This is a genomic window from Pseudomonas sp. BIGb0558, from assembly GCF_024807515.1.
GTDB classification, from domain to species: domain Bacteria; phylum Pseudomonadota; class Gammaproteobacteria; order Pseudomonadales; family Pseudomonadaceae; genus Aquipseudomonas; species Aquipseudomonas yamanorum_A.
Genome location: NZ_JANUEW010000007.1, coordinates 112,535 through 136,892 on the forward strand (window position 1 = coordinate 112,535; position 24,358 = coordinate 136,892).

Below are 24,358 nucleotides of genomic sequence, written 5' to 3' on the forward strand. Positions count from 1 at the left end.
AGCATCGAGACACGGCCGCTCGTGTGGTCATACCCCATTTGGAAGTTGAGGCCTGGCATGCGGATAACTCAAGCGACCCTGGAACACCTGGACCTGTTGACCCCGCTTTTCGTCAAATACCGCGAGTTCTACGGCGCACTGCCCTTCCCCGATTCAAGCCGTGCCTTCCTGGAAAAACGCCTGCGCCGCAAGGAGTCGGTGATCTACCTGGCGCTGGCCGACGATGACGACAAGAAACTGCTCGGCTTTTGCCAGCTGTATCCAAGCTATTCCTCGCTTTCCCTCAAGCGCGTGTGGATCCTCAACGACATCTACGTGGCCGAGGATGCTCGCCGGCAGTTGGTGGCCGACAACCTGATGCGCACCGCAAAGAAGATGGCCAAGGAAACTCACGCCGTGCGCTTGCGGGTCTCCACCAGCAGCGACAACCAGGTGGCGCAAAAAACCTACGAGTCCATCGGCTTTCGGGAAGACACCGAGTTCAAGAACTACGTGCTGCCCATCAGCGATGACTGACATCTATTAACCAAACCTCATACATCTGTTGTGGGAGCCCCCTCCCACACGGACTCTGTGTCTACAATACGATCGATGTCGCGACATTCCCCGCTACAAAACCAACACGCTTTTCACGACTCTATCCGTATAATGCGGACCTTTCAGGGTCGTAAGAAATAAGCCACAACCTTGTAGCCCTTATTACCCGAAGCCTCCGCACAGGCCCGCTGAGCCAGGCCATTCACACAGGTGCCATCCATGGATTTCAACCCGCTCGACCTTATCCTGCATCTCGACGTGTACCTCGACATGCTGGTGAGAAACTACGGAGTGTGGATCTACGCCATTCTGTTCCTGGTTATCTTTTGCGAAACAGGCCTGGTGGTCATGCCATTCCTGCCGGGTGATTCCTTGCTGTTCATCGCCGGCGCCATCGCAGCAGGCGGCGGCATGGACCCGGTATTGTTGGGCGGCTTGCTGATGCTCGCGGCCATCCTGGGTGACAGCACCAACTACGTGATAGGACGAACGGCCGGGGAACGCTTGTTCAGCAACCCCAACTCGAAAATCTTCCGCCGCGACTACCTGCAAAAAACCCACGACTTTTACGACAAGCACGGCGGCAAAACCGTGACCCTGGCGCGCTTCCTGCCGATCCTGCGGACTTTCGCACCGTTCGTCGCCGGCATCGCCAAAATGCCTTACCCGCGCTTCTTCGGTTTCAGCGTATTCGGCACCATCCTGTGGGTGGGCGGCCTCGTAACCCTGGGCTACTTCTTCGGCAACGTACCGTTCATCAAGAAAAACCTGTCGCTGCTGGTGGTGTTCATCATCCTGCTGTCGCTGGTACCGATGATCATCGGCGTGTTCCGCAGCCGCTTCGGCCGCAGCTCCACCGAAGCCAAGCCGCAGTAACCGGCGATGTGGTCCCTCAGCGCCTGGCGTCGCCGGCGCCTGCTGGCCAAGCACCCGATTGCCGATGAAATGTGGCAGCGGGTGCGCCACCACCTGACCTTCCTCGACGGCATCACCGCAGAAGAAGACCAGTGGCTGCGGGAAGCCTGTGTGGTGTTCCTGGCTGAAAAACACCTCACCGCCCTGCCCGGCGTCGACCTGCACCAGGAACAACGCCTGCTGCTCGCCGCCCAGGCGCAATTGCCGCTGATGAACCTTGGCGACCTTGACTGGTACCAGGGCTTCCACGAGATCGTGCTGTACCCCGATGACTTCCTCAGCCCCCAGCGCCATCGCGACGCCAGCGGCGTGGAACATGAGTGGGACGGCGAACACAGCGGCGAAGCCTGGCAACAAGGCCCCGTGATCCTCGCATGGCCCGGCGTACTGGCCAGCGGCAACTGGGAAGGCTACAACCTGGTGATCCACGAGCTGGCCCACAAGCTGGACATGCTCAACGGCGACGCCAACGGCCTGCCGCCGCTGCACCACGACATGCGCGTGCAGGAATGGGCCAGCGTCATGCAGAGCGCCTTCGACGACCTCAACCGCCAGCTCGACCGCAACCCGAACGCTGAAACCGCCATCGACCCCTACGCCGCGGAAAACCCCGCGGAGTTCTTTGCCGTCACCAGCGAATATTTCTTCAGTGCCCCGGATTTACTGGCCAACACTTATCCACAGGTATACGAACAACTGAGCCACTTCTACCGCCAGGACCCGTTGGCGCGCCTGCACCGACTGCAGGCCGGCGACGTGCGGTATCAGACTGAACGCCAGGCGCCCTACGACGTCTGACGCATGGCATCGGCGTCAGAATATGCCTATAATCGCCGCCACTTTTAGGCCAATCCGGCCATGTTTCATGGCCAACTACGGGGGCAACGCCCAATGAGCTACAGCAAGATTCCGGCTGGCAAAGACCTGCCGAACGACATCTACGTCGCCATCGAGATTCCGGCCAACCACGCGCCGATCAAATACGAAATCGACAAAGACAGCGACTGCCTGTTCGTTGACCGTTTCATGGCCACCCCGATGTTCTACCCGGCCAACTACGGTTTCATCCCAAACACCCTGGCTGACGACGGTGACCCCCTCGACGTGCTGGTCGTGACCCCTTACCCGGTTACCCCAGGTTCGGTTATCCGCGCACGCCCGGTCGGCATCCTGAACATGACTGACGATGGCGGCGGCGATGCCAAAGTTATCGCAGTACCCCACGACAAGCTGTCCCAGCTGTACGTCGACGTGAAGGAATACACCGACCTGCCGCCACTGCTGCTGGAACAGATCAAACACTTCTTCGAGAACTACAAAGACCTCGAAAAAGGCAAATGGGTGAAGATCGACGGTTGGGGCAACGCAGACGCCGCCCGTGCCGAGATCCTGAAGTCGGTCGCTGCCTACAAAGGCTGAAACCGCTACTCGCTCTAAAAAAGCCCCGATTATTCGGGGCTTTTTTTGTGGGAAAAATATAAACATACGACAACACTAATAAACACTTTTGCAGAGCGTGTTTAACTAGTTTAGTTAACTAACAGAATAAGCCTTCAATAAGGAAACACCTACATACGGCAACTCAACGCATGGTTTATTTGATCTGATTTTACGGCCAGTAAACTCTGCGTTTATGAATACATCAGGTGATCGCTTAAGAGCGCTATTAAGGGAAGTTCATCTTTCCGCTTCCGACTTCGCCAAGAACCGCGATGTTACGCCTCAGCACGTAAACAACTGGTTCAAACGCGGCGTCCCCATGGGCCGTCTCAACGAGTTCGCAGAACTGCTGTGCGTCACCAGCCGTTGGCTGCGCACAGGCGAAGGCCCCAAACATCCACCCGCCAACTTCCTGCTGGAAGGATCCGATGCAGACCACACACACCGTATCGCCCGTGAGCAGACCGGCAACTACATCGCCCACCCGGTCTCAACCCCGGTAAAAATCGACGTGGAGATACCCCTCCACCCCACCTTCACCTCAACCGAAAGCATCCGCCTCTCCCTGCACACCCTTGAAACCATCGGCGTAAACCCCGAGCGCGCCCTCGGCGCCTACATGGTCGGCAACAGCATGATCGACATCATCCAGGACGGCAGCACCCTTGCCATCGACTGCGGCCGCAAACAGATTATCGATGGCGAGATTTATGCGGTAGAACACGACGGAATGCTGCGCATCAAATACCTCTACAACCGGCCTGGAGGCGGACTGCGGATGCGAAGCCACAACAGCGCCGAACATCCGGACGAGTTTTTGACCTACGAACAGCGGCACGAGCAGAACTTTGAAATTCTGGGTTGGGTGTTCTGGTGGGCGACACTGAATAACCGTCGCCCGCCGGTGCCGCTGGATGAGCATTTATTGGGCTACGAAGGCTCTAAATCGGATCCGAAGCTGGGAAATTGAGGCGAATGTGGGTATCATGCGCCGCACATTTGGTAGGGGGTTGGTGTGAAGCCAGTCCGCCCTGCCTGGCGATGCGGAGGAGTTCCCGCTGATGCCCCTTAATCACCCGGGCGCGAGTTTGGGTGAACGATTTGAAGGCTGGTGAGGTTTACCAAAAATAAGCTGAACCAGTCCCCGAGAAGCCGGCCACAAGCCGGCTTTTTAATGCCTGGAAAAAAGCAATGCACTTCAAGCATCGGGCTATTTGGGGAACTTACCTACCGCGCCAAAGAGTACTCAAGCACGCTTTTCCATCCGCAGAACCTCCGCCCTATACGTCGCTAAAACCTCTTTTCAGGAACACGCTGGATGAACGTGTCGCCACCAACGACACAAAAACATGTCGTGTCGCAGAAATCAAAATATAGCGACACGTAATGCGCGCGTGTTTACAAAGCGTCTCGCAGCTAGTCGCCATTGACGTTCTGCAAGAGGTGCAGGTTGGAAAGGAAAAGCTCTTCATTCATCCCAAACTGATGCAGCTACTCACTCGCGACAGCAATGACTTCAAGCCATACGCCTGAGGGGACCGCTTTAATCCATGGCGATCGTCTGCCGGGATTTCCGCCCCTGAGCCATGATGATGAGCATTTGGTCAGTAGATCGCTGACCAAATGCATCGTAACCTCAGCGTGGGCTTAGGATCCTCACCTCGGCTGCAAACAATCCAACGCCCGATCCACCACCACCTTCGACATCTCCACCAAATGCATCACCGCGCGCTGCGAACCATTCAGCGGTTCGGTCGACGCCTGGGCGGTCGCCACGGCGCAATGCAACAGCTCGGCAGCATGAGCCAAAGCATCTTCGAAACTCAGTTCGTCATCAACGGTAAACGGGTTGGGTGAAGGCTGCGCATCCGGCGCTTTGAGGTAGCGATCAATCACTCGGCGCGAGGCATCAGTGTCGCGGAGTAAGGCTTTGTGGAATGCGGGTGGATCGGGGGTAACTTTGACCATGGTAGAACTCCTAGCAGTGAGTTGAACCACTAACTTCTCGCGACTAAACGATCAGAAGGTGGCAGCTGTACGCAGGTTAGTCGACCGGCCGCTAGGCACCGGCGCACCCGAAGGTGCCCTGCGCACAGCCACCATAAAGTGCAGGCAATAAATACCTGGCTTTGAGATGGCGCTGTGCGCCTAGCGTTATCCGGGCGACTAAACCCGGCCACTGAATATGCAGTGACGGAACGCAGACTAGTCGCGGGATTTTGCTGGCGCAAGCGCTTGGAATTCTCTAGGAAACGTCCTGCAAATGAAAGGGATGAGTCTTCCTGGCCATTCCCAATCACTGCCACTTCTTGACTCTCCCCCTAAGGTCACACCTCACCCTGAAATCCTATCTTTCAGGACTCCACCACCATGAGCCAACGCATCCTGGTCATCCTCGGCCATCCTTCGAGCACCAGCTTCTGCTCTGCCCTTACCGACACCTACATCACCCGGGCCAAAACTGCCGGCCACGAAGTACGCGTCCTGCGCCTGGGCGACCTGACGTTCGACCCCATCCTGCACAACGGCTACAGCCAGGTCCAAACTCTGGAACCCGACCTGCTCAGCGCCCAGTCCGACATCCTGTGGGCCAATCATCTGACGTTTGTTTTCCCCATCTGGTGGGGCGGCATTCCGGGGTTGATGAAGGGTTTTATCGACCGGATTTTCCTGTCCGGTTTCGCCTTCAAATACCGCAAGGGCAAGGCCTTCCCCGACAAACTCCTGAAGGGTAGAACCGCGCATTTGCTGGTGACCCTCGACACGCCGCCATGGTATTACAGGTGGTTCTACCGCATGCCCGCGCTGCATCAGATGCGCAAGACGACGCTGGCGTTTTGTGGCATCCAGCCGATCAAGACATTGCAGTTCGGGCCGGTGCTGGGCTCCACATCAGCGCAGCGGGAACAGTGGCTGAAACAGGCCGGCGCACTTTTTGGGAAAAGGACTTTTCATGTACATCGGCAAAGCCGCGCAGTTGTCGGGCACCACGATCAAGGCGATTCGTCACTATGAGGCGATCGGCCTGTTGCCGCCGCCGCAACGGGAGGGGCGTTATCGGATTTACTCCGCAGAGAGCGTCGAACTGCTGACGTTCATCAAGTGCGCTCAACAGTTGGGTTTCAAGCTCAAGGAGTTGCAGGCGATTCTGGGCGGACATCACGGTGATGGATTGCCCTGGGAGCTTGCGGACAAAGCGATCGCCAGCAAGAAGCAGGAGCTGGTGCGGCAGATTGAGGCGTTGCAGAAGATGCACGGGGGGTTGGTCGAGTTTGAGGCCAGTCTCAAGGATGCTCAGGGCCAATGCACCGCACCACTGAAAACGCCACTGCCGTCAATGAGCTGAATCGCTGTTTTACGTAGTGCCGGGCAGCCGCTCGGCACGGAAAAAACCTCCCTCCTCGTAAGCCCAATCTGATTTTCCGGACCACTCGTCCAGCCCTCATTTTGCTGTTGCAGACTCCGACGCCTCCCCTTTGCAGAGACGTCACGGATGACTGCTTCTTCGTCCCACATTGCCCATATCGAACATGAACTGGATGGCTTTCATCAGAGCCTGGCGGTGTATCGCCAGCAGGTGGGCGCCTGGTATTCGCAGGCGTTGGACAAGGTCAGTCATGCAGCAGATTTTCCGTCATTGCTGGGGATGGATCGGGTCATTCGGGTGGGGGACTCGAGCAAGTCGGTGAGCATGGCCGATGACAATTTCTCGACGGTGGTGCGTTGTGAGGTGGGCGGCTTACTGGAGATCGAGAGCAAGTTTGAGTCGGTGTATGACGTACCGCTGGGAGGTATCCCGATTGAGGTGATTGGGCTGGATGACGGCAGCGCTACCGTGGTCATGCTCGATGAACAGGGGAAAGGCTCTCACCCCTGCGTGGCCGGCAAGCGCTACCGGATACGGGTGCAAGGCGGTGTTTCGGACGAGCAGGTCGAGGCGCTGTTTTCGTCTTACGACGGTTTGACCGCTGACCTGGAAAGCTGGCTTCGCAAGCAATGGAACGGTTTCAAGCCGCATTGGGAACGGTCCACTTCGAGCGCGATTGGCACTGGCGTGCTGGCGGGAAGTTGGGCGGCGATTACTGGTGTATGGGACGCCATCAAGCAGGTGCAGGAGATCTTCAAGGATCCGGGCCAGTTGTTTGAAAGCCTGGGGGCGAAAGCCAACGAGTTGATTGAGCTGGCCCAAACTGCGCCAAAGCTCATGGAACAGGCGATGTTGCTGGCCAGTGATGAGGCGGCGCTGTACCTGATGTTGCGCACGGCGATGATTTGGCTGTCGGCGTTACCACCAAGTGAGGTTGCAGGGAGTACGGCCGAGGCGGTGGCCGGGTTTGTGGTGTCGTTGCTGATCGATTTGTTGGTGGCGGCTTTGCTGACGGTTGTTCTGCCGGCGGCGGGCATCGCTTATTTGAGCTCGCGTGCGCTCAGGTATGGCGCTCGGATTGTTGAGGCGGCCATTCGGTTTGTGAAGGGCATATTCAGTGTTCTTCAGAGCTTTATGGGGACAGTGGGACGGTACAAGACAGTAGCGGTTCGGGGCGCCGTTGAGGGGTTGAAAAAGGGTGGTGTGCAGATGCGCTGGGGGCCGCGTCAGAACACCGTGGTTCGGGAGAAAGCGCATGTTGATGATGTGCCTTCCTCTGCGAAGAACCCTGGCGGTGATGCGGCCGCTCCGGCAGACAAGACCGCAACCAATGGCTGCCCGGTGTCGATGGTTACCGGTGAGGAACTGCTGACCCTCACCGACGGCTCGTTGGATGGTGTGTTGCCGTTTGCCTGGACGCGGTTGTACCGCAGCAGTGCGGTGGAAGTGGATTGCGGGTTGGGGTTTGGCTGGAGCCATTCGCTGGCTCAGCGGTTGGTGGTTAGCGGCGAGTCGGTGATCTGGACCGATCACGAAAACCGCAGCACGACGTTTCCCCTGCCCTCTTCTGCGCGACCGGCCATCACCAATAGCCTGGCGGAAGCAGCGATTTATCTGGGCGCTTTGCCTGATGAGTTGGTGCTGGCTCAGGCGTCCCTTTTCTACCACTTCCGTGACGGTGTACTGACGTCGATCAGCGACGCGTATGACAACCGGCTGCGAATTTCCCGCGACTACTCCGGGCGGATTCAGCGGATTGATAACCACGTCGGTCAAGGGTTATTGCTGCGGTATGACCGCGGACACATCGTCGCCGTCGACTATCAGGTGCAGCGGGAACTGGACTGGGTTACCGAGCAGAACGTTGTTTCCTACACGTACGACGACGCCTGGCGGTTGATTGAGGCGACCAACGCTGTAGGCGAAAGCGAACGTTATCGGTACGACGATCAGCAGGTGATTCTGGAGCGGCAACTGGCCGGTGGGGCGAGTTTCTTCTGGGAGTGGGAACGGTCTGGCAAGGCTGCACGCTGCGTCCGGCACTGGGCCAGTTTTTCCCAAATGGACACGCGGTATGTGTGGGATGACAACGGCAGCGTCACCGTGCACAACGCCGATGGCAGCCAGGAAGTCTACGTCCACGACCAGCGCGCACGGCTGGTGCAGCGGATTGATCCAGACGGCGCCGAGCACTTCAAATCCTACGATGAAAAAGGCCGGCTGACGGTCGAGCAGGATCCGCTGGGGTCGGTGACGGCGTATCAGTACGACGACGCCGGTCGGTTGATTGCGCTGTTTCCCGGGGACGATGCGCCCACGTCCTACGAGCATGACAACGGGTTCGTTCGCGTAGTACGTCGCGGCGACGCGGTCTGGAAATACCAGCGTAATGACCAGGGCGATATCACCCGCAAGACCGATCCGGGCGGTAACTACACCGAATACACCTACACCAAACACGGCAAGCTCAGCGGCGTCTGGCACCCGGACAACAGCAGTCAGCGCTTTATCTGGAACGAACGTGGCCAGCTTATCGAGGAGAAGCTGGCGAATGGCGGTGTACGGCGTTATCGCTATAACGACCTGGGCCGGCAGGTGGCCTGTGTGGATGAGCACGGTGCGCTGACCCAGTATCAGTGGGACGCCGTAGGTCGTTTGCTGAAGGTGATTCAGCCGGGCGGCGCCACTCGCGAATTCAGCTACAACCCGTACGGAAAAATCACTGCCGAGCGCGATGAACTGGGTCGGGTTACCCGCTACGAATATGCCGACGGCCTGCACCTGATCAGCCGTCGGATCAACCCCGACGGTACGCAGCTCAAATACCGTTACGACAATGTCCGGTTGTTACTGACCGAGATTGAAAACGAGGTTGGCGAAACCTATCGGCTCGACTATCACGCCAACGGCCTGATCCAGCAGGAAACCGGCTTTGATGGCCGACGTACCGCCTACGTTTATGACCTCGCCGGGCATCTGCTGGAAAAGACCGAATATGGCGACGATGGTAGTCAGCTGGTTACTGGCTATCAGCGAGACAGCGCCGGTCGCCTTGTACGAAAAACCCTGCCCGACCGCAGCATTGTCGATTACACCTACGATCGCCTCGGCAATCTCCTCAGTGTCGACGACGGCCACTGGCCGCTCCACTACGAATACGACCTGCAAAACCGCCTCACCGCCGAACATCAGGGCTGGGGCACCTTGCGCTATGGCTATGACGAATGCGGTCAGCTCAACTATCTGCGCCTGCCCGATAACAACCGCGTGGCCTTCCACCACGACAAAGGCGGCGACCTTGCCACCATCGCGCTGAATGGCAACCCGCTCACCTCGCACCTGTTCAAGTCCGGCCGCGAACACCAGCGCCAGCAAGGCCAGCTCCTAAGTCACTACCACTACGACGACCAGGGCCGGCTGCACGCCCACGCCATCACCCAACAGGAACAACGCCACCAACGCCGCCAATACGACTACGACAAACGCGGCAACCTGACCCGCATCCTCGACACCCGCAAAGGCCAGCACGATTACCACTACGACCCGCTCGACCGCCTGACCCGCGCCGACCACTCGCACGACCTGCAAGAGCGTTTCGTCCACGACCCAGCGGGCAACCTGCTAATGCAGGACCGCGTAGGCCCGAGTGTGATCAAAGGCAACCGCCTGCTGATGCAAGGCGACCGTCATTACGACTACGACGCCTTCGGCAACCTCCTGCGCGAACGTCGGGGCCGAGCCCAGCAACTGGTCACCGAGTACCGCTACGACTGCCAGCATCGACTGATCAGTGTCATCCAACCGGACGGCACACAGGCCAGCTACCGCTACGACCCGTTCGGTCGGCGCATCACCAAAACGATAAAAGGCCAAACCACCGAGTTTTTTTGGCAAGGCGACACGCTGATCGCCGAACACAGCGCCGATCATCACCAGAGCTATCTCTACGAACCCAACAGCTTCCGCCCGCTAGCGCTGCTGAAAGGCTACGGCCCGGAAGACGCAAAACCCTTCCACTACCAACTCGACCACCTTGGCACCCCACAAGAACTCACCGCGCCAGACGGCGAAATCGTTTGGTCCGCCCACTACCGCGCCTACGGCCAACTCGCGAAGCTGGACGTCAACACCGTCACCAACCCGTTGCGCTTCCAGGGCCAATACTTCGACCCCGAAAGCGGCCTGCACTACAACCGCCATCGCTACTACAATCCGGACGTTGGTCGCTATCTGACGCCTGATCCCGTGAAACTGGCGGGTGGGCTGAACGGATACCAGTACGTGCCCAACCCGACGGGGTGGGTGGATCCGTTGGGGTTGAATACCTGTCCGGCTGCGGATGGTTGTAAACCGGACGTCAAGGTCGGAAATCCAGCAAGCAGTGCAAGCGTCAATCACAACTCCCCACGCTCGCCAAGCGCAGCCGTAAAAAAAGAACAAACTGTCAGGGTTAGGCACTACACCAACAGAAAAGGATTAACCGGAATAGAACAAGCAGGAGAGATTTTCGCGCATGACAACAATCGTGTTTACATGGAACCAGCAAAAAATAAGGTTCTAAGTGCTGCCGACGTCCAAGACCGCTATCAGGTTGACTTGAGTCGAGGACGAGACTATGTAGAGACAGATGCTCCGAAACACATGCTGGAATGGCTGAAAAATCCGCGCTATGGTTACTTGGAGCTAACCGTCGAAGGAAACCTAAAACTAATTAACCCTAAATTTGTAAAGAGAAAATAATATGTTAAAACAAAACAAAGAAATAACCATATCCGGAAAAAACGCTTTAGAAGCATTAAAAGAAATCGAATTCATGCTAGTTTCATTGCGAAAAATGGGAACATACTATATCGGAAAACCGCAAAATGAATACCAAGATGCCACCACTAAATTCATAGACAACTTCGGCATCACTGGCCGCCTGGCAAAGGTCCGAAGGTTAATATGCGAAGGCTTTGATACTACCTTGGGGGAAGACGACATGGATGACTTGGAACGTCATATGCAAGACCTTGAGTTCTGGAAGCCGACCGATGAAACCCTGAATAAGTGACAGCTTTACTTATAGCCTAGTATAGCTGACGCTTAATACGTATAAAGCACGATCAAATAAACATACTCACTGAAGGAAAAATATGCTAGTAAAAATAACTAATGTAGTTTCGAAAGGCGACGTTTTAGAGGTTAGTTTTCACTCACTTGTCGGCAACGGAGTAGCCTTATGGGTGGGAACGTGTCCAGAAATCGGAAAGGAATGCGAGGTTGAGGTTAGTCTGGATGATATTTTTTGCTGGGGCAAAAATATCAAACCATCGTCCAAAAACGTTGATCAGATTTACTCAGCAGCGGGTAGAACATACGTAACAGCCGAACTGATATCAATGGATGACGAACACGCAGCTATACGTATTAATGGCTCCATCGCCCTTATTGAGCTAAACAAGGCTCCCAAACAAAAACCAGCCCATGTGCATTTGACAACAGCCGCCATCTACTTCTACCCAACAAATCTGTAAGCTAAAACCCACTGCCGATCAACGCAGAACCACTAGATTCTCATCCAACTCCACCCCAAGGGTACATTTAAGTTCAATCAGCCCTATACTGGAACACCAAAAACTGCGATCAAGCAACTAGATACACAGCAAACAGTTAACACTACAAGTCACTCACTTCCAAATGAAATCTTTTGAATGAAGCTGATAACCGTCCCCCTGACCCAAGAAGCCTTAAAACTTCTCGACTTAGACGTATGCCCTGAGAGCAAACTAGAACAACTGCACCTGAGCGAAGCAGAACACCAACAACTAACAAAATCAGGAATAATTGTGGATATAAACTCAAAGCTTGGAAAAATAATTGACGATTATGAAGATGAAAGCATTCAGGGTGCAAACGATCTGACGAATACGCTCGCCATCCTAATGAGCGCTGCAATCCCTGAGAATCCCGAGCTATTAAAAAAGCTTATAAAACTCACTAATACCGCGTTGAAAAACAACACAGGTATATTCTTCTTTTTCTGAAACACCAACATCCAAACATTAAAGATCTGCAGAACAAACAGCCGCTCAGACAACTCCTCATTCTTACGACAAATTCTCATCCCCTATACCATCCCCACCTCAACCACTCCCCCAAAAGCGCCGCCATGCCCGATTCCCCTGGCAACCGCAACCTCGGCTCGCTCTACCGCCAGCACCGCGGCGAACTCCTGGCCTACCTGACCCGCCGGGTAAACTGCCGTGAAACCGCCAACGACCTGTTGCAAGACGCTTTCATCCGGCTGATGAACAGCGAAGTCGCCAAGATGGGCAACGTACGCGCTTTTCTCTACCGCATCGCCAATAACCTGAGCATCGACCACGCCCGGCGCAATCGCGTGCGTGGCATCAACGATGACCATGAATTGCAAACCCTGACCGGCGACGCTGACCCGCAGAACAGTGCAATCGCCGGCAATACTCTGGAACACCTGCAACGCCTGATCGACGGGCGGCCCTCGCCGACTCGCGAAGTGTTTCTGCTGGCCCGGGTTGAGCAATTAAGCTACAAGGAGATTGCCGTCCGTCTGAATATTGATGCCCGGGCGGTGGAGCGACATTTGAACAAGGCCATGGCCCATTGCACCGCAGCCCTGCAAGCAACCGAGTCCCGATGAACGATCAACCCACCCCTTCGCCGTCCGAACGTGACCAGCAAGCCCTGGACTGGTTTACCCGTCTGCGCGGGGAAAACCTGACGTTTCAGGAGCTGAATACGTTTGCCCTGTGGCGCGAAGACCCGCTGAATGCCCACGCCTACCAAAACGCCGAGACGCTTTGGCAGTTGCTGGATCGCCCCTCCCGAGCAGCACACAAACCAGATCGCCGTCAGCCGATTTCCCGACGCCAGACCTACGCCACCGCTGCCTGCCTGATACTCGCCGCCGGCGCGATATGGCTGGGCACCCCGCCGATCAGCAGTTGGGGCAGTGACTACACCACCCGCATCGGGCAACAACAGGACATCACCCTGGCCGACGGTTCACACCTGCATCTGGACAGCGACAGCGCGCTCGATATCGACCTCACCTCAGATGAGCGCCGGGTAAATCTGCGAAGAGGCCGTGTGTACCTGCAAGTCAGCCACGACGACCGACCATTTATTGTGCAAGCCGGCGGCACTCGGGTTCGGGCGCTGGGCACCGAGTTTTCCATCGCACATAACGACAAATCCGACGAGGTCATTCTGTTGCGCGGCAGTGTTGAAGTAGCCGCCTCCGGGCAACACCAAACGCTGCAGCCGGGCGAACAGTTGCGCGTGGTGAGCGGATATGTGCAAGCCCCCCAAGCCGTCGACGCCGAACGCCTGCTGGCCTGGCGCAAAGGGCTGCTGAGCGTGCGAGACGCACCCTTGCGCGAGGTGCTTGAGGAGTTGGTGCGCTATCAAGGTGGCCACGTGATCTGGCTCGACGATAAAGTCGGACAACGCACCATCAACGCCAGCTTCAATCTGAATCAGGTCGACAGTGCCCTGGACGCGCTGATCAGCACCCAAAAACTGCGCACCACAGCCCTCACCCGTCGCATCTTGATCGTGCGCGGCTGACTGGACGATGAGCCGAATAAGCCTTCTATTCGGCTCACCCACCGAGCACACCGCCATGGATCACCCGAACTGGATCTGGCAGCAACCTGACTGGCCGCACTTTCACTGGCAACCAGAGCGCCTTGCAGCCTTGTTGCGTGAGTGCACACAGGCGCAGGGAAAGTTGCTGGGCATGCTCGGTTCGGTCAGCCAGGCGCAGAGTTCGGAGAATGAACTGGATGCCTTGCTGCAAAATATCCTGACGTCCTCGGCAATCGAGGGTGAGCAACTCAACGTCGGCTCGGTACGATCTTCCCTGGCCCGCCGCCTGGGCCTTGAGCAATTGCAGGATGGCTCCGTGAGCCGGCGCAGCGAGGGCCTGGCGGACTTGATGGTGGACGCCACACAACAGTTTGCTCAGCCGTTTACCCTAACCCGTCTATTTAACTGGCATCGATGGTTGTTTCCCGCCGAGGAAGCCCGCTTTTCCACGCACGCCTTGAACGTAGGCGCGCTAAGGGGCGATGAGCCGATGCAGGTTGTGTCGGGACGACTGGACCGGCCCACTGTGCATTTCGAGGCGCCACTTCGCCAAGGGCTGGAGCAGTCTCTGGGCGATTTCATCGAATGGTTTGAAGCCAGCCGGAATCATGCGGCCCTCGACCCATTGCTGCGCGCAGGCATGGCGCATTTCTGGTTCGTCACACTGCACCCCTTCGATGATGGCAACGGTCGTCTGACGCGGGCGATTACTGACCTCGCGCTCGCCCAGGCAGAGAACCAGGCCATCCGCTTCTACGCGATGTCGGCGAGCATCCTTGAAGACCGGGCGGGCTATTACGGCGCACTGGAAACCGGTCAAAAAGCCACGCTGGATGTGACCGATTGGTTTGAGTGGTTCCTGCAAACCCTGCTTCGTAGCCTGCAGCAGGCCATGGCGCGGATTGACCGGGTGCTGGGCAAAAGTCGCTTCTGGCAACGGCATCGGGACCACGCACTCAGCGCTGAACAGACCAAAGTCTTGAATCGCTTGCTCGACGGCGGCGACAAGAGCTTTGAGCACGGGATCAGCGCCGCCCAGTATCAGGCCGTGGCCGAAGTGTCCAAGGCCACGGCGACTCGACACCTGGCCGATCTTCTGGAAAAAAACTGCCTGGTTCGGTTACCCGGCGGCGGGCGCAGCACCCGTTACCAAATCAACACCCAAGGTGACTGATTTACAAGGCAATTCCCCCCACTCATTTGCCCCAATCCCCCATGTCTGCTAGTGTCGCGCCGGTTTACCGTCTACCGGAATAGCCGCCATGGCCCGCAAAAAAGTTGCACTCGATTTCGAACAATCCCTCGCCGACCTGCAAGCGCTGGTCGAGCGTATGGAGAACGGCGAGTTGTCGCTGGAAGACTCGTTGACCGCATTCGAGCAAGGCATCGGCCTGACCCGTGACTGCCAGAGCGCCCTGGCGCAGGCGGAGCAGAAGGTCCAGGTGTTGCTGGAACGCGACGGGGAGTTGGCCGAAGAACCTTTCGATGCGGAACAGCCTGAATGATCGACGCTTATCAGGCCGGCAGCCAGGCCCGGGTCAATGCTGCGCTGGAGCCGCTGTTTGTTGCGCCTACTCCTGAATTGGCCCGCCTGTATGAGGCCATGCGCTACAGCGTGATGAATGGCGGCAAGCGCGTGCGCCCGTTGCTCGCCTACGCGGCCTGCGAAGCACTCGGCGCCCAGGCGGAGGAAGCCAACGGCGCCGCCTGTGCGGTGGAGTTGATTCACGCTTATTCCCTGGTACACGACGATTTGCCGGCGATGGACGACGACGATCTGCGTCGCGGACAGCCCACCACCCATAAAGCCTTCGATGAAGCCTGTGCGATTCTCGCCGGTGACGGCCTGCAAAGCCTGGCGTTCAGCGCCCTGCTGGACCCGCGCTTGAGCCGCGTCAACGCCGAGATCCGCTTGCGTATGGTCACCGCGCTGGCATTAGCGGCAGGCCCGGCCGGGATGGTAGGCGGCCAGGCGATTGACCTGGGCTCGGTCGGCCTCAAGCTCGATCAACAAGCCCTGGAATACATGCACCGCCACAAGACCGGTGCGCTGATCGAGGCCGCCGTGCACCTCGGCGCCCTGGCCAGTGGCCGTGCCGACGCCGCACAACTGGCAGCCTTGCAGACCTACGCGCGGGCCATCGGCCTGGCGTTCCAGGTGCAGGACGATATTCTCGACGTTGAAAGTGATACCGCGACCCTCGGCAAGCGCCAGGGTGCCGATATCGCACGGGACAAGCCGACCTATCCTTCGCTGCTCGGCCTGGAAGCCGCCAAGGCCTACGCCCTGGAACTGCGGGACCAGGCACTCGATGCCCTGCGACCTTTCGACGCGGCTGCCGAGCCACTGCGTGATCTGGCGCGGTATATCGTCGAACGCCGCCACTGACAGCACTGGCCTTTTCCACCGCATATCAGCCAAGTTCGGCGCTCTGCGTGGGCAGTTTGCGATGCTTGAGGTAAACTGCCGCCTCTTCTATACCTATAACGATTCGCCTGATGCCCACGACGTTCCAAGAGATTCCCCGCAAGCGCCCGGCCACGCCCCTGCTGGACCGCGCCAACACGCCGGCCGGCCTGCGCCGCCTGGGTGAAGCCGAGCTGGAAACCCTGGCCGATGAGTTGCGCCTGGAATTGCTCTACACGGTCGGCCAGACCGGTGGGCATTTCGGTGCCGGCCTGGGCGTCATCGAGCTGACCATTGCGCTGCATTACGTGTTCGACACCCCGGACGACCGGCTGGTGTGGGACGTGGGTCATCAGGCCTATCCGCACAAGATCCTCACCGGACGCCGCGAGCGCATGGCCAGCCTGCGCCAGAAGGACGGCATCGCCGCCTTCCCGCGCCGCTCCGAGAGCGAGTACGACACCTTTGGCGTCGGCCACTCCAGCACCTCCATCAGTGCAGCGCTGGGCATGGCCATTGCCGCCCGCCTGCAGAACAGTGATCGCAAGGCGATTGCGGTGATCGGTGATGGCGCGTTGACCGCCGGCATGGCCTTCGAGGCGCTGAACCATGCGCCGGAAGTGGACGCCAACATGCTGGTGATCCTCAACGACAACGACATGTCGATCTCGCGCAATGTCGGCGGCCTGTCGAATTACCTGGCAAAGATCCTCTCCAGCCGTACTTACGCCAGCATGCGTGAAGGCAGCAAGAAGGTGCTCTCGCGTCTGCCCGGCGCGTGGGAAATTGCCCGTCGTACCGAAGAATATGCCAAGGGCATGCTGGTTCCCGGCACCCTGTTCGAAGAGCTGGGCTGGAACTACATCGGCCCTATCGATGGCCACGACCTGCCAACCCTGATCGCCACCCTGCGCAACATGCGCGATCTCAAGGGCCCGCAGTTCCTGCATATCGTCACCAAGAAAGGCAAAGGCTTCGCCCCGGCGGAAGTCGACCCGATTGGTTACCACGCGATCACCAAGCTTGAAGCCCTGGACGCCCCGGCCGCCGCGCCGAAGAAGCCCAGCGGGCCGAAGTATTCCGGTGTGTTCGGCGAATGGCTGTGCGACATGGCCGCCGTCGACCCGCGCCTGGTGGGCATCACTCCGGCGATGAAGGAAGGTTCCGACCTGGTGGCGTTCAGCGAGCGTTTCCCGCTGCGCTATTTCGACGTCGCCATCGCCGAACAACACGCAGTGACCTTCGCTGCCGGCATGGCCTGTGAAGGCGCCAAGCCGGTGGTAGCGATCTATTCCACCTTCCTGCAGCGCGGTTATGACCAACTGATTCATGACGTGGCGGTGCAGAACCTCGACGTGTTGTTCGCCATTGACCGTGCCGGCCTGGTGGGCGAAGACGGCCCGACCCACGCCGGCAGCTTCGATTTGTCGTACCTGCGTTGCATCCCCGGCATGCTGGTGATGACCCCGAGCGATGAGAACGAACTGCGCAAGATGCTCAGCACCGGCCACCTGTACAACGGCCCGGCGGCCGTGCGTTATCCGCGCGGCAATGGCCCGAATGCGGTGATCGAAAAGGACCTTGAGCCTATCGAGATCGGCAAGGGCATCGTTCGTCGCCAGGGCAGTGGCGTTGCCTTGCTGGTGTTCGGCGTACAACTGGCCGAAGCTTTGAAAGTGGCCGAGAAGCTCGACGCCACCGTGGTGGACATGCGTTTCGTCAAACCGCTGGACGAAGCGTTGGTGCGCGAGATCGCCGGTAGCCATGAGCTGCTGGTAACCATCGAAGAAAACGCCATCATGGGCGGTGCCGGTGCGGCAGTCAGTGAGTTCCTGGCGCGGGAGAACATCCTCAAGTCGGTGCTGCACCTGGGCTTGCCGGACGTGTATGTCGAGCATGCCAAGCCGGCGCAGATGCTGGCTGAGTGCGGGCTGGATGAAGCGGGGATTGAAGCTTCGGTTCGTCAGCGCATGACCCTGCTGGGCCTGTAGGAACGCGATTAAAAATGTGGGAGCTGGCTTCTGTGGGAGCTGGCTTGCCTGCGATAGCCCCACCTCGGTGTAACTGACACACCGAGGTGCCTGCATCGCGGGCAAGCCCGGCTCCCACACAAGCCCCTCCCACATTTGTTCTATGCCAACTTCAAAAGCTACGGACAGCCCATGATCCGCCTTCGCCTTGCCCTGCCCCTTCTGTTACTGCCCGCCACCGACCTGCTCGCCGACAGCTTCGAACGCGACGACGCCCTGAAGCTGCCCGACGTGGTGATCAGCGCCAACCGCCAGGTCCAGGCGCGCAACGACAGCAGCGCCGCCAACACCGTCTTCACCCGCGATGACATCGACCGCCTGCAACCCACCAGCGTGAGCGACCTGCTCAGCCGCGTGCCCGGTGTGCAGGTGGCGCAAAGCGGAGGGCGCGGCAGCCAGACGAACGTCTATATTCGCGGCACTTCGACCGCCCAGAGTCTGGTGCTGGTGGACGGCCAGCGCATCAGCAGTTCCACCAGCGGCACCAGCAACCTGCAATACCTGAATATCCAGCAGGTTGAGCGCGTGGAAGTGCTGCGCGGTTCGCGCTCGGTGATCTACGGCAGCGATGCGATTGGCGGGGTGATCCAGATCTTCACCCGGCGCAATACCGAGTCCGGCGTGCAACCCCGGCTGCATGTGGGATTCGGCAGCAACCAGACGTGGGAACGCAGCCTGGGCCTGTCCGGCGGCGACGAGCAAACCCGCTTCAACCTGGGCGCCAGCCTGGATGACACGGCCGGGATCAATCGTACGCGCACCTCGTACCCCAGCGACCGCGACCATGATGCCTATCGCAACCAGGCCATCAGTTTCAGCCTGAGCCATGCCTTCAACGATGACATCGAAGCAGGCGTGAACGTGCTGGATAACCGCGGCAAAAGTGAATTCGACAACTCGTTCTCCCCGCAAAAGCCCTACACCGACTTCACCGTGAGCAGCGTCAGCACCTACGTCGACGCCCGCATCAATGACGTGTGGAAATCGCGGCTGGAAGCGGGCCACAGCGAAAACCGCGAACAGACCCTGGACAAGCTCAGCATCGAACGCAGCGTGTTCAACACCTACCGCAACTCGCTGAACTGGCAGAACGACCTGACGCTGAACGACCAGAACAGCCTGATCCTGGGCGGCGACTGGTACCAGGACCAGGTCAACAGCAGCACAGCGTTCGCCGAAGACAGTCGCTGGAACCGCGCGGCGTTTATCCAGCACCGTTTCCAGGCGCAATCCTTCTCCACGGAACTGGGACTGCGCCGCGACGAGAACCAGCAATTCGGCGGCCACAATAGCTGGAGCGGCACATTCACTCTGCCGTTGAACCCGGATAATGATTTGCTACTGAGCTACAGCGAAGGCTTCCGGGCACCGACGTTCAACGACCTTTACTACCCGGACGAATTCGGCTTCAAAAACAGTAACCCGAACCTGAAACCCGAAACCTCGAAAAGCTACGAAGTACAGTGGCGCAGCCAACTCAGCGACGCCAGCCGGCTCGAAGCCTCGCTGTACCGCACCGACATTCAGGACGCGATCGTGTTCGCCAGTGGCGGCCCGCAAAACGTCAGTTCAGCACGTATCAACGGCTTCGAAGCGGCGCTCAAGCAAGAACTGTTCGGTTGGCAAAGCAGCCTGGGCATCGCACTGATCGATCCACGGGACCGCGACACTGGGCGCACACTGGCGCGTCGGGCCCGGCGCACCGTGAGCCTGGACCTGGACCGCCAATTCGACCAGTTCGGCGTCGGCGCCAGTTGGCAGGCGGTGAGCAGCAGCTATGACGATCCGGCGAACCAGCAACGCCTGGGCGGGTATGGGTTGCTCGGTCTACGGGGCAGTTGGGCGGTGAATCACGAGATCACCCTGGAAATGAAGCTCGATAACCTGCTGAACAAAGACTACAGCCGGGCGCTGTATCAGTACCAAGGCCAGCAATATGGCTATCGGGAAGAAGGCCGGGCGTTGATGTTCGGGGTGACCTGGACGCCGTAAATCCAAGTCGTCTACACCGGCCTCATCGCGGGCAAGCCCGGCTCCCACAGGGGACCGTGTTTATCCAGACGACTCGGTCAAATGTGGGAGCTGGCTTGCCTGCGATAGCGGTCTCACAGCCCCGGTGCAATCACCTGACACAACCGCGCCACCGCCTCCAGCATCTGCCCGCTGGGCCGTTCCAGGCCCTTGTCAGGCACCAGCAGCAAACGCCCGCCAGCCACCGCCGCCACCTGGGGCCAGGCCTTCCAGGCATCCAGCTGCGCTTGATCGCCCGCCAGAATCACCTCGGGATTGCGCTGCAGCACCGACTCGATGCTGACCTGCGGCGCGGGCAACTTGAGGTCGTCGAACACATTGCGCGCGCCGCACACATCCAGCGCATCGCTGATGATCTGCCCGCCGCCCACGGTGTACAGCGGCTGGTTCCACACCTGATAAAACACGCGCAACGGCTCGGCCCGGTGATAGCGCAAGCGCAACTCGGCCAAGCGCTGACGCAGCTGCGCGGCCAATTGCCGGCCAGCCTCCGCCCGCCCGAGTTGCCGGGCAATGGTTTCGACCTGTGAGGTGAGTTGTTCGAGGCTGTGGGGTTCGGCGACAAACACCGGGATGTTCAGGCGTTGAAGCTGTTCACGCTGGGCCGGGCCGACGCTGCCGGGCCACAGCAGGATCAAATCCGGCTTGAGGCTGAGCAGCCGTTCCATGTCCAACTGCCCGTAATTGCCTACCGACGGCACCTTAGCCAACGCCGGTGGCCGCTCGCCGCCATCCAGCACGCCCACCAGCAAATCGGCGGCGCCCAGTTCAACGACGATTTCAGACAAGGACGGTGCAAGGCTCACAACCCGCTCGACCGCCGCTGCCTGGGCCGCGACGACCAGCAGCCACACCGCCAGCCAGGCGCGCATCAACCCAACTGACGCGGGATGCGGTAGAGGTAGAACAGCACCAGGGTCGACAGCGCCAGCAGAAACAGCGGCACCGCTTCCAGCCCGACAAACACCGCCAGCGCGCCGACCCAGGCCGGCAGCGCGGCCACCAGCAACGCCACGCGCCGACGGGCCGCGAGGGTGATCCAGGCAGCCGGTTCTTCGGGGGTATCGAGGGCTTTGCCGGTGGCGATCAGCGCGTGTTTATAGCCATGGAAGTACCGCAGGCTGACAAACATCGAGGCTACGCCTGCGATAAAAAACGGCATCGCCAGCACCGGCAGCAAGGGCTCGGCCTTGCCAAACACCAGGTTGATCACAAACAACGGGGCCAGCGCCAACGCCAGGTATTGCCACCAGTTAAATGACAGTCGCCGCTTGACCTGGCCGCGCGTCACGCCCGGTCGACCTCGCCCTGGTGCTCGTTGCCCATCATGTGGTCGAGCTTGCTGGCCTTGGTGGCGAGATACAGTTTGTTGTGCGGATTGTGGCCGGTGTGCAGCGGCACGCGCTCGGCGACGGTGATGCCCATGTCGGTCAAGGCTTTGACCTTGCGCGGGTTGTTGGTCATCAGGCGCAGGGATTTGACGCCCAGGTGCTGGAGCATCGGCAGGCAGATGGCGTAGTCGCGCTGGTCAGCAGCAAAACCCAGGCGCTCGTTGGCTTCTACAGTGTCGGCGCCGCCATCTTGCAGCTCGTAGGCGCGGATCTTGTTCAGCAGGCCAATGCCACGGCCTTCCTGACGCAGGTACAGCAACACGCCACGGCCTTCGCGGGCGATGGCTTGCATGGCAGCTTCCAGTTGCGAGCCACAGTCACAGCGCTGGCTGAACAGGGCGTCGCCGGTCAGGCATTCGGAGTGCACACGGCCGAGCACCGGGGCGCCGTCCGCCACGTCACCGAGGCTGAGAACAACGTGTTCGCGCCCGGTGGCTTCTTCAAGAAAGCCATTCATGGTGAACGTGGCAAAAGGGGTTGGCAGCTTGGAAGCAGCGACGAAAACGACGGGCACCTTGTGCTCCTGATTTCAGATTTCACAGGGGTGGGATTGTAACAGTAGGTTCCTACAGACGCTTAAGCTGAATTATCGCTGATAAAGATCAATAGGTTCGATTGGCCTTCAGCTTGGTTCTATGCCTTTCAGAAATGTTGATAGCCACGAATGACCGGCGTGATGTCCTGCCCAGACGCATCCAGCAGGGTAACGCCCTGCCCCGCCTTGACCCGGCCGATCACATGCACTGGCACACCGGCAGCCAACAGCGGCGCCAGTTCGGCGGGCGGCAACGTGAACGCCAATACGTAGTCATCACCACCGCTCACCGCGGCCACACGGGCATCCGCCTCACCGACGAACGCCAGCAAGGCCGCCGACAACGGCAGCTTTTGCTGCTCGATCAACAAGCTGACAGCCGACGCCTTGGCGATATGCCCGCAATCAGCCAGAAGGCCGTCGGAAATATCCATGGCAGACGTGGCCTTGCCTCGCAGCGCCAAGCCCAGCGCCAACTGCGGTTGCGGCGACCAGTAATGGGCCAGCAGCGGCTCGGCGATCGCCGCCTCTGCCGTGCGCTGCCCCAGCACCAGCGGCAATGCACCGGCGGCGTTGCCCAACTCTCCGCCCACACACAGCAAATCGCCAGGCCGCGCACCGCTACGGGTCAAGGCCTGGCCCGCCGGCACCCGGCCAAACACGGTCATGGTCAGGCTCAGCGGCCCACGGGTGGTGTCGCCGCCCACCAACACCACGCCACAACCCTGGGCCATGGCGTTCAAACCCTGGGCATAGCGTTGCAGCCAATCGGCATCAACCGTCGGGGTGGTAAGGGCAAGGGTAAACGCGAGGGGGTTGGCGCCCATGGCCGCCAGGTCGCTGACTGCCACCGCCAGCGAGCGCTGGCCGAGCAGGAACGGGTCGCAGGGGTCGGCAAAATGCACGCCGGCCACCAGGGTATCGGTAGAAATCGCCAGCTGTTCCCCGGGGGGAACCGCCAGCAAGGCGCAGTCGTCGCCAATCCCCAGTGCAATGCCTGCACCGCCCTGCGCACAAGGCGCGGCGGCGAAGTAGTTGCGGATCAGCTCAAACTCGCCCATTGCGTCAGCAAGCGCCAGTTAGCGCTTGTACGCCTTCACTTCGGCTTCACGCAGGCGCGGGGCCAGCTTGTCGAGCACGCCATTGACGAACTTGTGACCGTCGGTGGAACCGTAGACTTTCGCCAGTTCGATCCCTTCGTTGATCACCACGCGGTACGGCACGTCGACGCGCTTGAGCAGTTCCCAGGTGGACAGGCGCAATACGGCCAGTTCCACCGGGTCCAGCTCTTCGATCGCCAGGTCCAGGCACGGCGTCAGTGCAGCGTCGATCTCCGCCAGGTTGGCCGGAACGCCGTGAAGGATGTCGTGGAAGTAGCTGGCATCGGCCGCGCTGAAATCGTTGTCGACGCGAAACTGCGCCTCGATTTCGTTCAGCGAGGTTTTAGCCATGTGGCGCTGGTACAGGGCCTGGGTCGCCAGCTGGCGGGCCGCACGACGCTTTTCGCTTTTCGAGGGCTTGCCGGCGTCTGCCGGGCGCGGGTCCTGGGGGTTGAACTGATCGCTGTCGTCGCTAATCACTTGGCCTCCAACTGTGCCAGCAGGCTGACCATTTCCAGGGCGGACAGGGCAGCTTCAGCACCTTTGTTACCGGCCTTGGTGCCGGAACGTTCGATGGCTTGCTCGATGGAATCAACGGTCAGCACGCCAAAGGCAACCGGCACGCCGAACTCCATGGACACCTGGGCCAGGCCCTTGGTGCATTCGCCAGCCACGTATTCGAAGTGCGGAGTACCGCCACGAATGACCGCGCCCAGGGCGATGATCGCCGCGTATTCACCCTGCTGTGCAACTTTCTGCGCAACCAGTGGAATTTCGAAGGCGCCAGGAGCGCGGATGATAGTGATGTCGCTTTCGCTCACACCGTGGCGAACCAGGGCATCCACGGCACCGCTTACCAGGCTTTCAACCACGAAGCTGTTGAAGCGGCCAACCACCAGGGCATAGCGGCCTTTGGGGGCGATGAAGGTACCTTCGATGGTCTTCAGGGTCATTCGACAAATCTCTTAAAGAGCCGGGACGCGCTTGGTGCGCG

25 protein-coding genes and 1 pseudogene are annotated in these 24,358 nt (G+C 59.3%); 19 read left to right on the plus strand and 7 right to left on the minus strand.

Annotated elements, in window-relative coordinates:
• The first annotated feature begins 57 nt into the window (after nucleotides 1-57).
• From M2400_RS11950 to M2400_RS33545, 6 genes and pseudogenes are all read left to right on the plus strand, one after another.
• Nucleotides 58-516, plus strand: coding sequence for an N-acetyltransferase (locus tag M2400_RS11950; RefSeq protein WP_017476271.1), 459 nt, complete (start codon nucleotides 58-60; stop codon nucleotides 514-516).
• Between the two features lie 240 nt (nucleotides 517-756).
• Nucleotides 757-1,413 carry a DedA family protein gene (locus M2400_RS11955; RefSeq protein WP_177043285.1) on the plus strand — a complete coding sequence of 219 codons (657 nt, stop codon included), beginning with the start codon at nucleotides 757-759 and terminating at the stop codon, nucleotides 1,411-1,413.
• 6 nt (nucleotides 1,414-1,419) lie between these two features.
• Nucleotides 1,420-2,250, plus strand: a complete 831-nt coding sequence (locus M2400_RS11960) for a zinc-dependent peptidase (protein ID WP_259196687.1) — start codon at nucleotides 1,420-1,422, stop codon at nucleotides 2,248-2,250.
• Between the two features lie 93 nt (nucleotides 2,251-2,343).
• Nucleotides 2,344-2,871 carry an inorganic diphosphatase gene (ppa, locus tag M2400_RS11965; RefSeq protein ID WP_003219382.1) on the plus strand — a complete coding sequence of 176 codons (528 nt, stop codon included), beginning with the start codon at nucleotides 2,344-2,346 and terminating at the stop codon, nucleotides 2,869-2,871.
• Nucleotides 2,872-3,085: 214 nt separating this feature from the next.
• Nucleotides 3,086-3,862 (plus strand): XRE family transcriptional regulator, encoded by a 777-nt coding sequence (locus M2400_RS11970; protein ID WP_177043283.1) that lies wholly within the window; start codon nucleotides 3,086-3,088, stop codon nucleotides 3,860-3,862.
• 443 nt (nucleotides 3,863-4,305) lie between these two features.
• Nucleotides 4,306-4,425: pseudogene (locus M2400_RS33545) on the plus strand (Fic family protein); the annotation flags it as partial.
• 123 nt (nucleotides 4,426-4,548) lie between these two features.
• Here the strand turns inward: M2400_RS33545 and M2400_RS11980 are convergent.
• Nucleotides 4,549-4,860: a DUF6124 family protein gene (locus tag M2400_RS11980; RefSeq protein ID WP_010174728.1), complete on the minus strand. Its 312-nt coding sequence runs from the start codon at nucleotides 4,858-4,860 to the stop codon at nucleotides 4,549-4,551.
• A gap of 402 nt (nucleotides 4,861-5,262) precedes the next feature.
• Between M2400_RS11980 and M2400_RS11985 the strand changes: the two genes are divergently transcribed.
• From M2400_RS11985 to M2400_RS12045, 13 genes are all read left to right on the plus strand, one after another.
• A complete protein-coding gene (locus M2400_RS11985) occupies nucleotides 5,263-5,907 on the plus strand; it encodes an NAD(P)H-dependent oxidoreductase (protein ID WP_259196683.1) in 645 nt (214 codons plus the stop codon).
• Nucleotides 5,846-6,238, plus strand: a complete 393-nt coding sequence (locus M2400_RS11990) for a MerR family transcriptional regulator (RefSeq protein ID WP_259196682.1) — start codon at nucleotides 5,846-5,848, stop codon at nucleotides 6,236-6,238. Before M2400_RS11985 ends, M2400_RS11990 begins: the two co-directional genes overlap by 62 nt.
• A gap of 147 nt (nucleotides 6,239-6,385) precedes the next feature.
• A complete protein-coding gene (locus tag M2400_RS11995; RefSeq protein WP_259196680.1) occupies nucleotides 6,386-10,999 on the plus strand; it encodes an RHS repeat-associated core domain-containing protein in 4,614 nt (1,537 codons plus the stop codon).
• A gap of 1 nt (nucleotide 11,000) precedes the next feature.
• Nucleotides 11,001-11,312, plus strand: coding sequence for a hypothetical protein (locus M2400_RS12000; RefSeq protein ID WP_177132454.1), 312 nt, complete (start codon nucleotides 11,001-11,003; stop codon nucleotides 11,310-11,312).
• Nucleotides 11,313-11,394: 82 nt separating this feature from the next.
• Nucleotides 11,395-11,775: a hypothetical protein gene (locus M2400_RS12005; RefSeq protein ID WP_259196678.1), complete on the plus strand. Its 381-nt coding sequence runs from the start codon at nucleotides 11,395-11,397 to the stop codon at nucleotides 11,773-11,775.
• A gap of 177 nt (nucleotides 11,776-11,952) precedes the next feature.
• A complete protein-coding gene (locus M2400_RS12010) occupies nucleotides 11,953-12,285 on the plus strand; it encodes a hypothetical protein (RefSeq protein ID WP_177132450.1) in 333 nt (110 codons plus the stop codon).
• 125 nt (nucleotides 12,286-12,410) lie between these two features.
• Nucleotides 12,411-12,920, plus strand: coding sequence for an RNA polymerase sigma factor (locus M2400_RS12015; protein WP_259196676.1), 510 nt, complete (start codon nucleotides 12,411-12,413; stop codon nucleotides 12,918-12,920).
• Nucleotides 12,917-13,849, plus strand: coding sequence for a FecR domain-containing protein (locus M2400_RS12020; RefSeq protein ID WP_177115694.1), 933 nt, complete (start codon nucleotides 12,917-12,919; stop codon nucleotides 13,847-13,849). Before M2400_RS12015 ends, M2400_RS12020 begins: the two co-directional genes overlap by 4 nt.
• A gap of 55 nt (nucleotides 13,850-13,904) precedes the next feature.
• Entirely contained in the window at nucleotides 13,905-15,044 is a 1,140-nt protein-coding gene (locus tag M2400_RS12025; RefSeq protein ID WP_259196810.1) for a Fic family protein, read from the plus strand.
• 88 nt (nucleotides 15,045-15,132) lie between these two features.
• Complete coding sequence (locus M2400_RS12030) at nucleotides 15,133-15,375, plus strand: exodeoxyribonuclease VII small subunit (RefSeq protein WP_010174693.1); 243 nt, start codon at nucleotides 15,133-15,135, stop codon at nucleotides 15,373-15,375.
• On the plus strand, nucleotides 15,372-16,259 hold the full coding sequence (gene ispA / locus M2400_RS12035) for a (2E,6E)-farnesyl diphosphate synthase (protein WP_177046090.1): 888 nt from the start codon (nucleotides 15,372-15,374) through the stop codon (nucleotides 16,257-16,259). Before M2400_RS12030 ends, ispA begins: the two co-directional genes overlap by 4 nt.
• 110 nt (nucleotides 16,260-16,369) lie before the next feature.
• On the plus strand, nucleotides 16,370-18,268 hold the full coding sequence (gene dxs / locus M2400_RS12040; RefSeq protein WP_259196675.1) for a 1-deoxy-D-xylulose-5-phosphate synthase: 1,899 nt from the start codon (nucleotides 16,370-16,372) through the stop codon (nucleotides 18,266-18,268).
• Between the two features lie 171 nt (nucleotides 18,269-18,439).
• Nucleotides 18,440-20,299 carry a TonB-dependent receptor domain-containing protein gene (locus M2400_RS12045; RefSeq protein ID WP_259196674.1) on the plus strand — a complete coding sequence of 620 codons (1,860 nt, stop codon included), beginning with the start codon at nucleotides 18,440-18,442 and terminating at the stop codon, nucleotides 20,297-20,299.
• Nucleotides 20,300-20,412: 113 nt separating this feature from the next.
• Here the strand turns inward: M2400_RS12045 and M2400_RS12050 are convergent, their stop codons facing one another.
• The 6 genes from M2400_RS12050 to ribE all read right to left on the minus strand — a co-directional run bounded on the left by M2400_RS12050 (nucleotide 20,413) and on the right by ribE (nucleotide 24,317).
• Nucleotides 20,413-21,210, minus strand: coding sequence for a cobalamin-binding protein (locus M2400_RS12050; protein ID WP_177078063.1), 798 nt, complete (start codon nucleotides 21,208-21,210; stop codon nucleotides 20,413-20,415).
• On the minus strand, nucleotides 21,210-21,629 hold the full coding sequence (locus M2400_RS12055; protein ID WP_008436498.1) for a nuclear FMR1 interacting 1 family protein: 420 nt from the start codon (nucleotides 21,627-21,629) through the stop codon (nucleotides 21,210-21,212). Before M2400_RS12055 ends, M2400_RS12050 begins: the two co-directional genes overlap by 1 nt.
• On the minus strand, nucleotides 21,626-22,243 hold the full coding sequence (gene ribA, locus M2400_RS12060) for a GTP cyclohydrolase II (protein ID WP_177046098.1): 618 nt from the start codon (nucleotides 22,241-22,243) through the stop codon (nucleotides 21,626-21,628). Before ribA ends, M2400_RS12055 begins: the two co-directional genes overlap by 4 nt.
• A 128-nt stretch (nucleotides 22,244-22,371) precedes the next feature.
• Nucleotides 22,372-23,325, minus strand: a complete 954-nt coding sequence (gene thiL / locus M2400_RS12065) for a thiamine-phosphate kinase (protein ID WP_259196671.1) — start codon at nucleotides 23,323-23,325, stop codon at nucleotides 22,372-22,374.
• 18 nt (nucleotides 23,326-23,343) lie between these two features.
• Nucleotides 23,344-23,844: a transcription antitermination factor NusB gene (nusB, locus tag M2400_RS12070; protein ID WP_177132438.1), complete on the minus strand. Its 501-nt coding sequence runs from the start codon at nucleotides 23,842-23,844 to the stop codon at nucleotides 23,344-23,346.
• Nucleotides 23,841-24,317: a 6,7-dimethyl-8-ribityllumazine synthase gene (gene ribE / locus M2400_RS12075; protein ID WP_003209986.1), complete on the minus strand. Its 477-nt coding sequence runs from the start codon at nucleotides 24,315-24,317 to the stop codon at nucleotides 23,841-23,843. Before ribE ends, nusB begins: the two co-directional genes overlap by 4 nt.
• Nucleotides 24,318-24,358 lie beyond the last annotated feature (41 nt).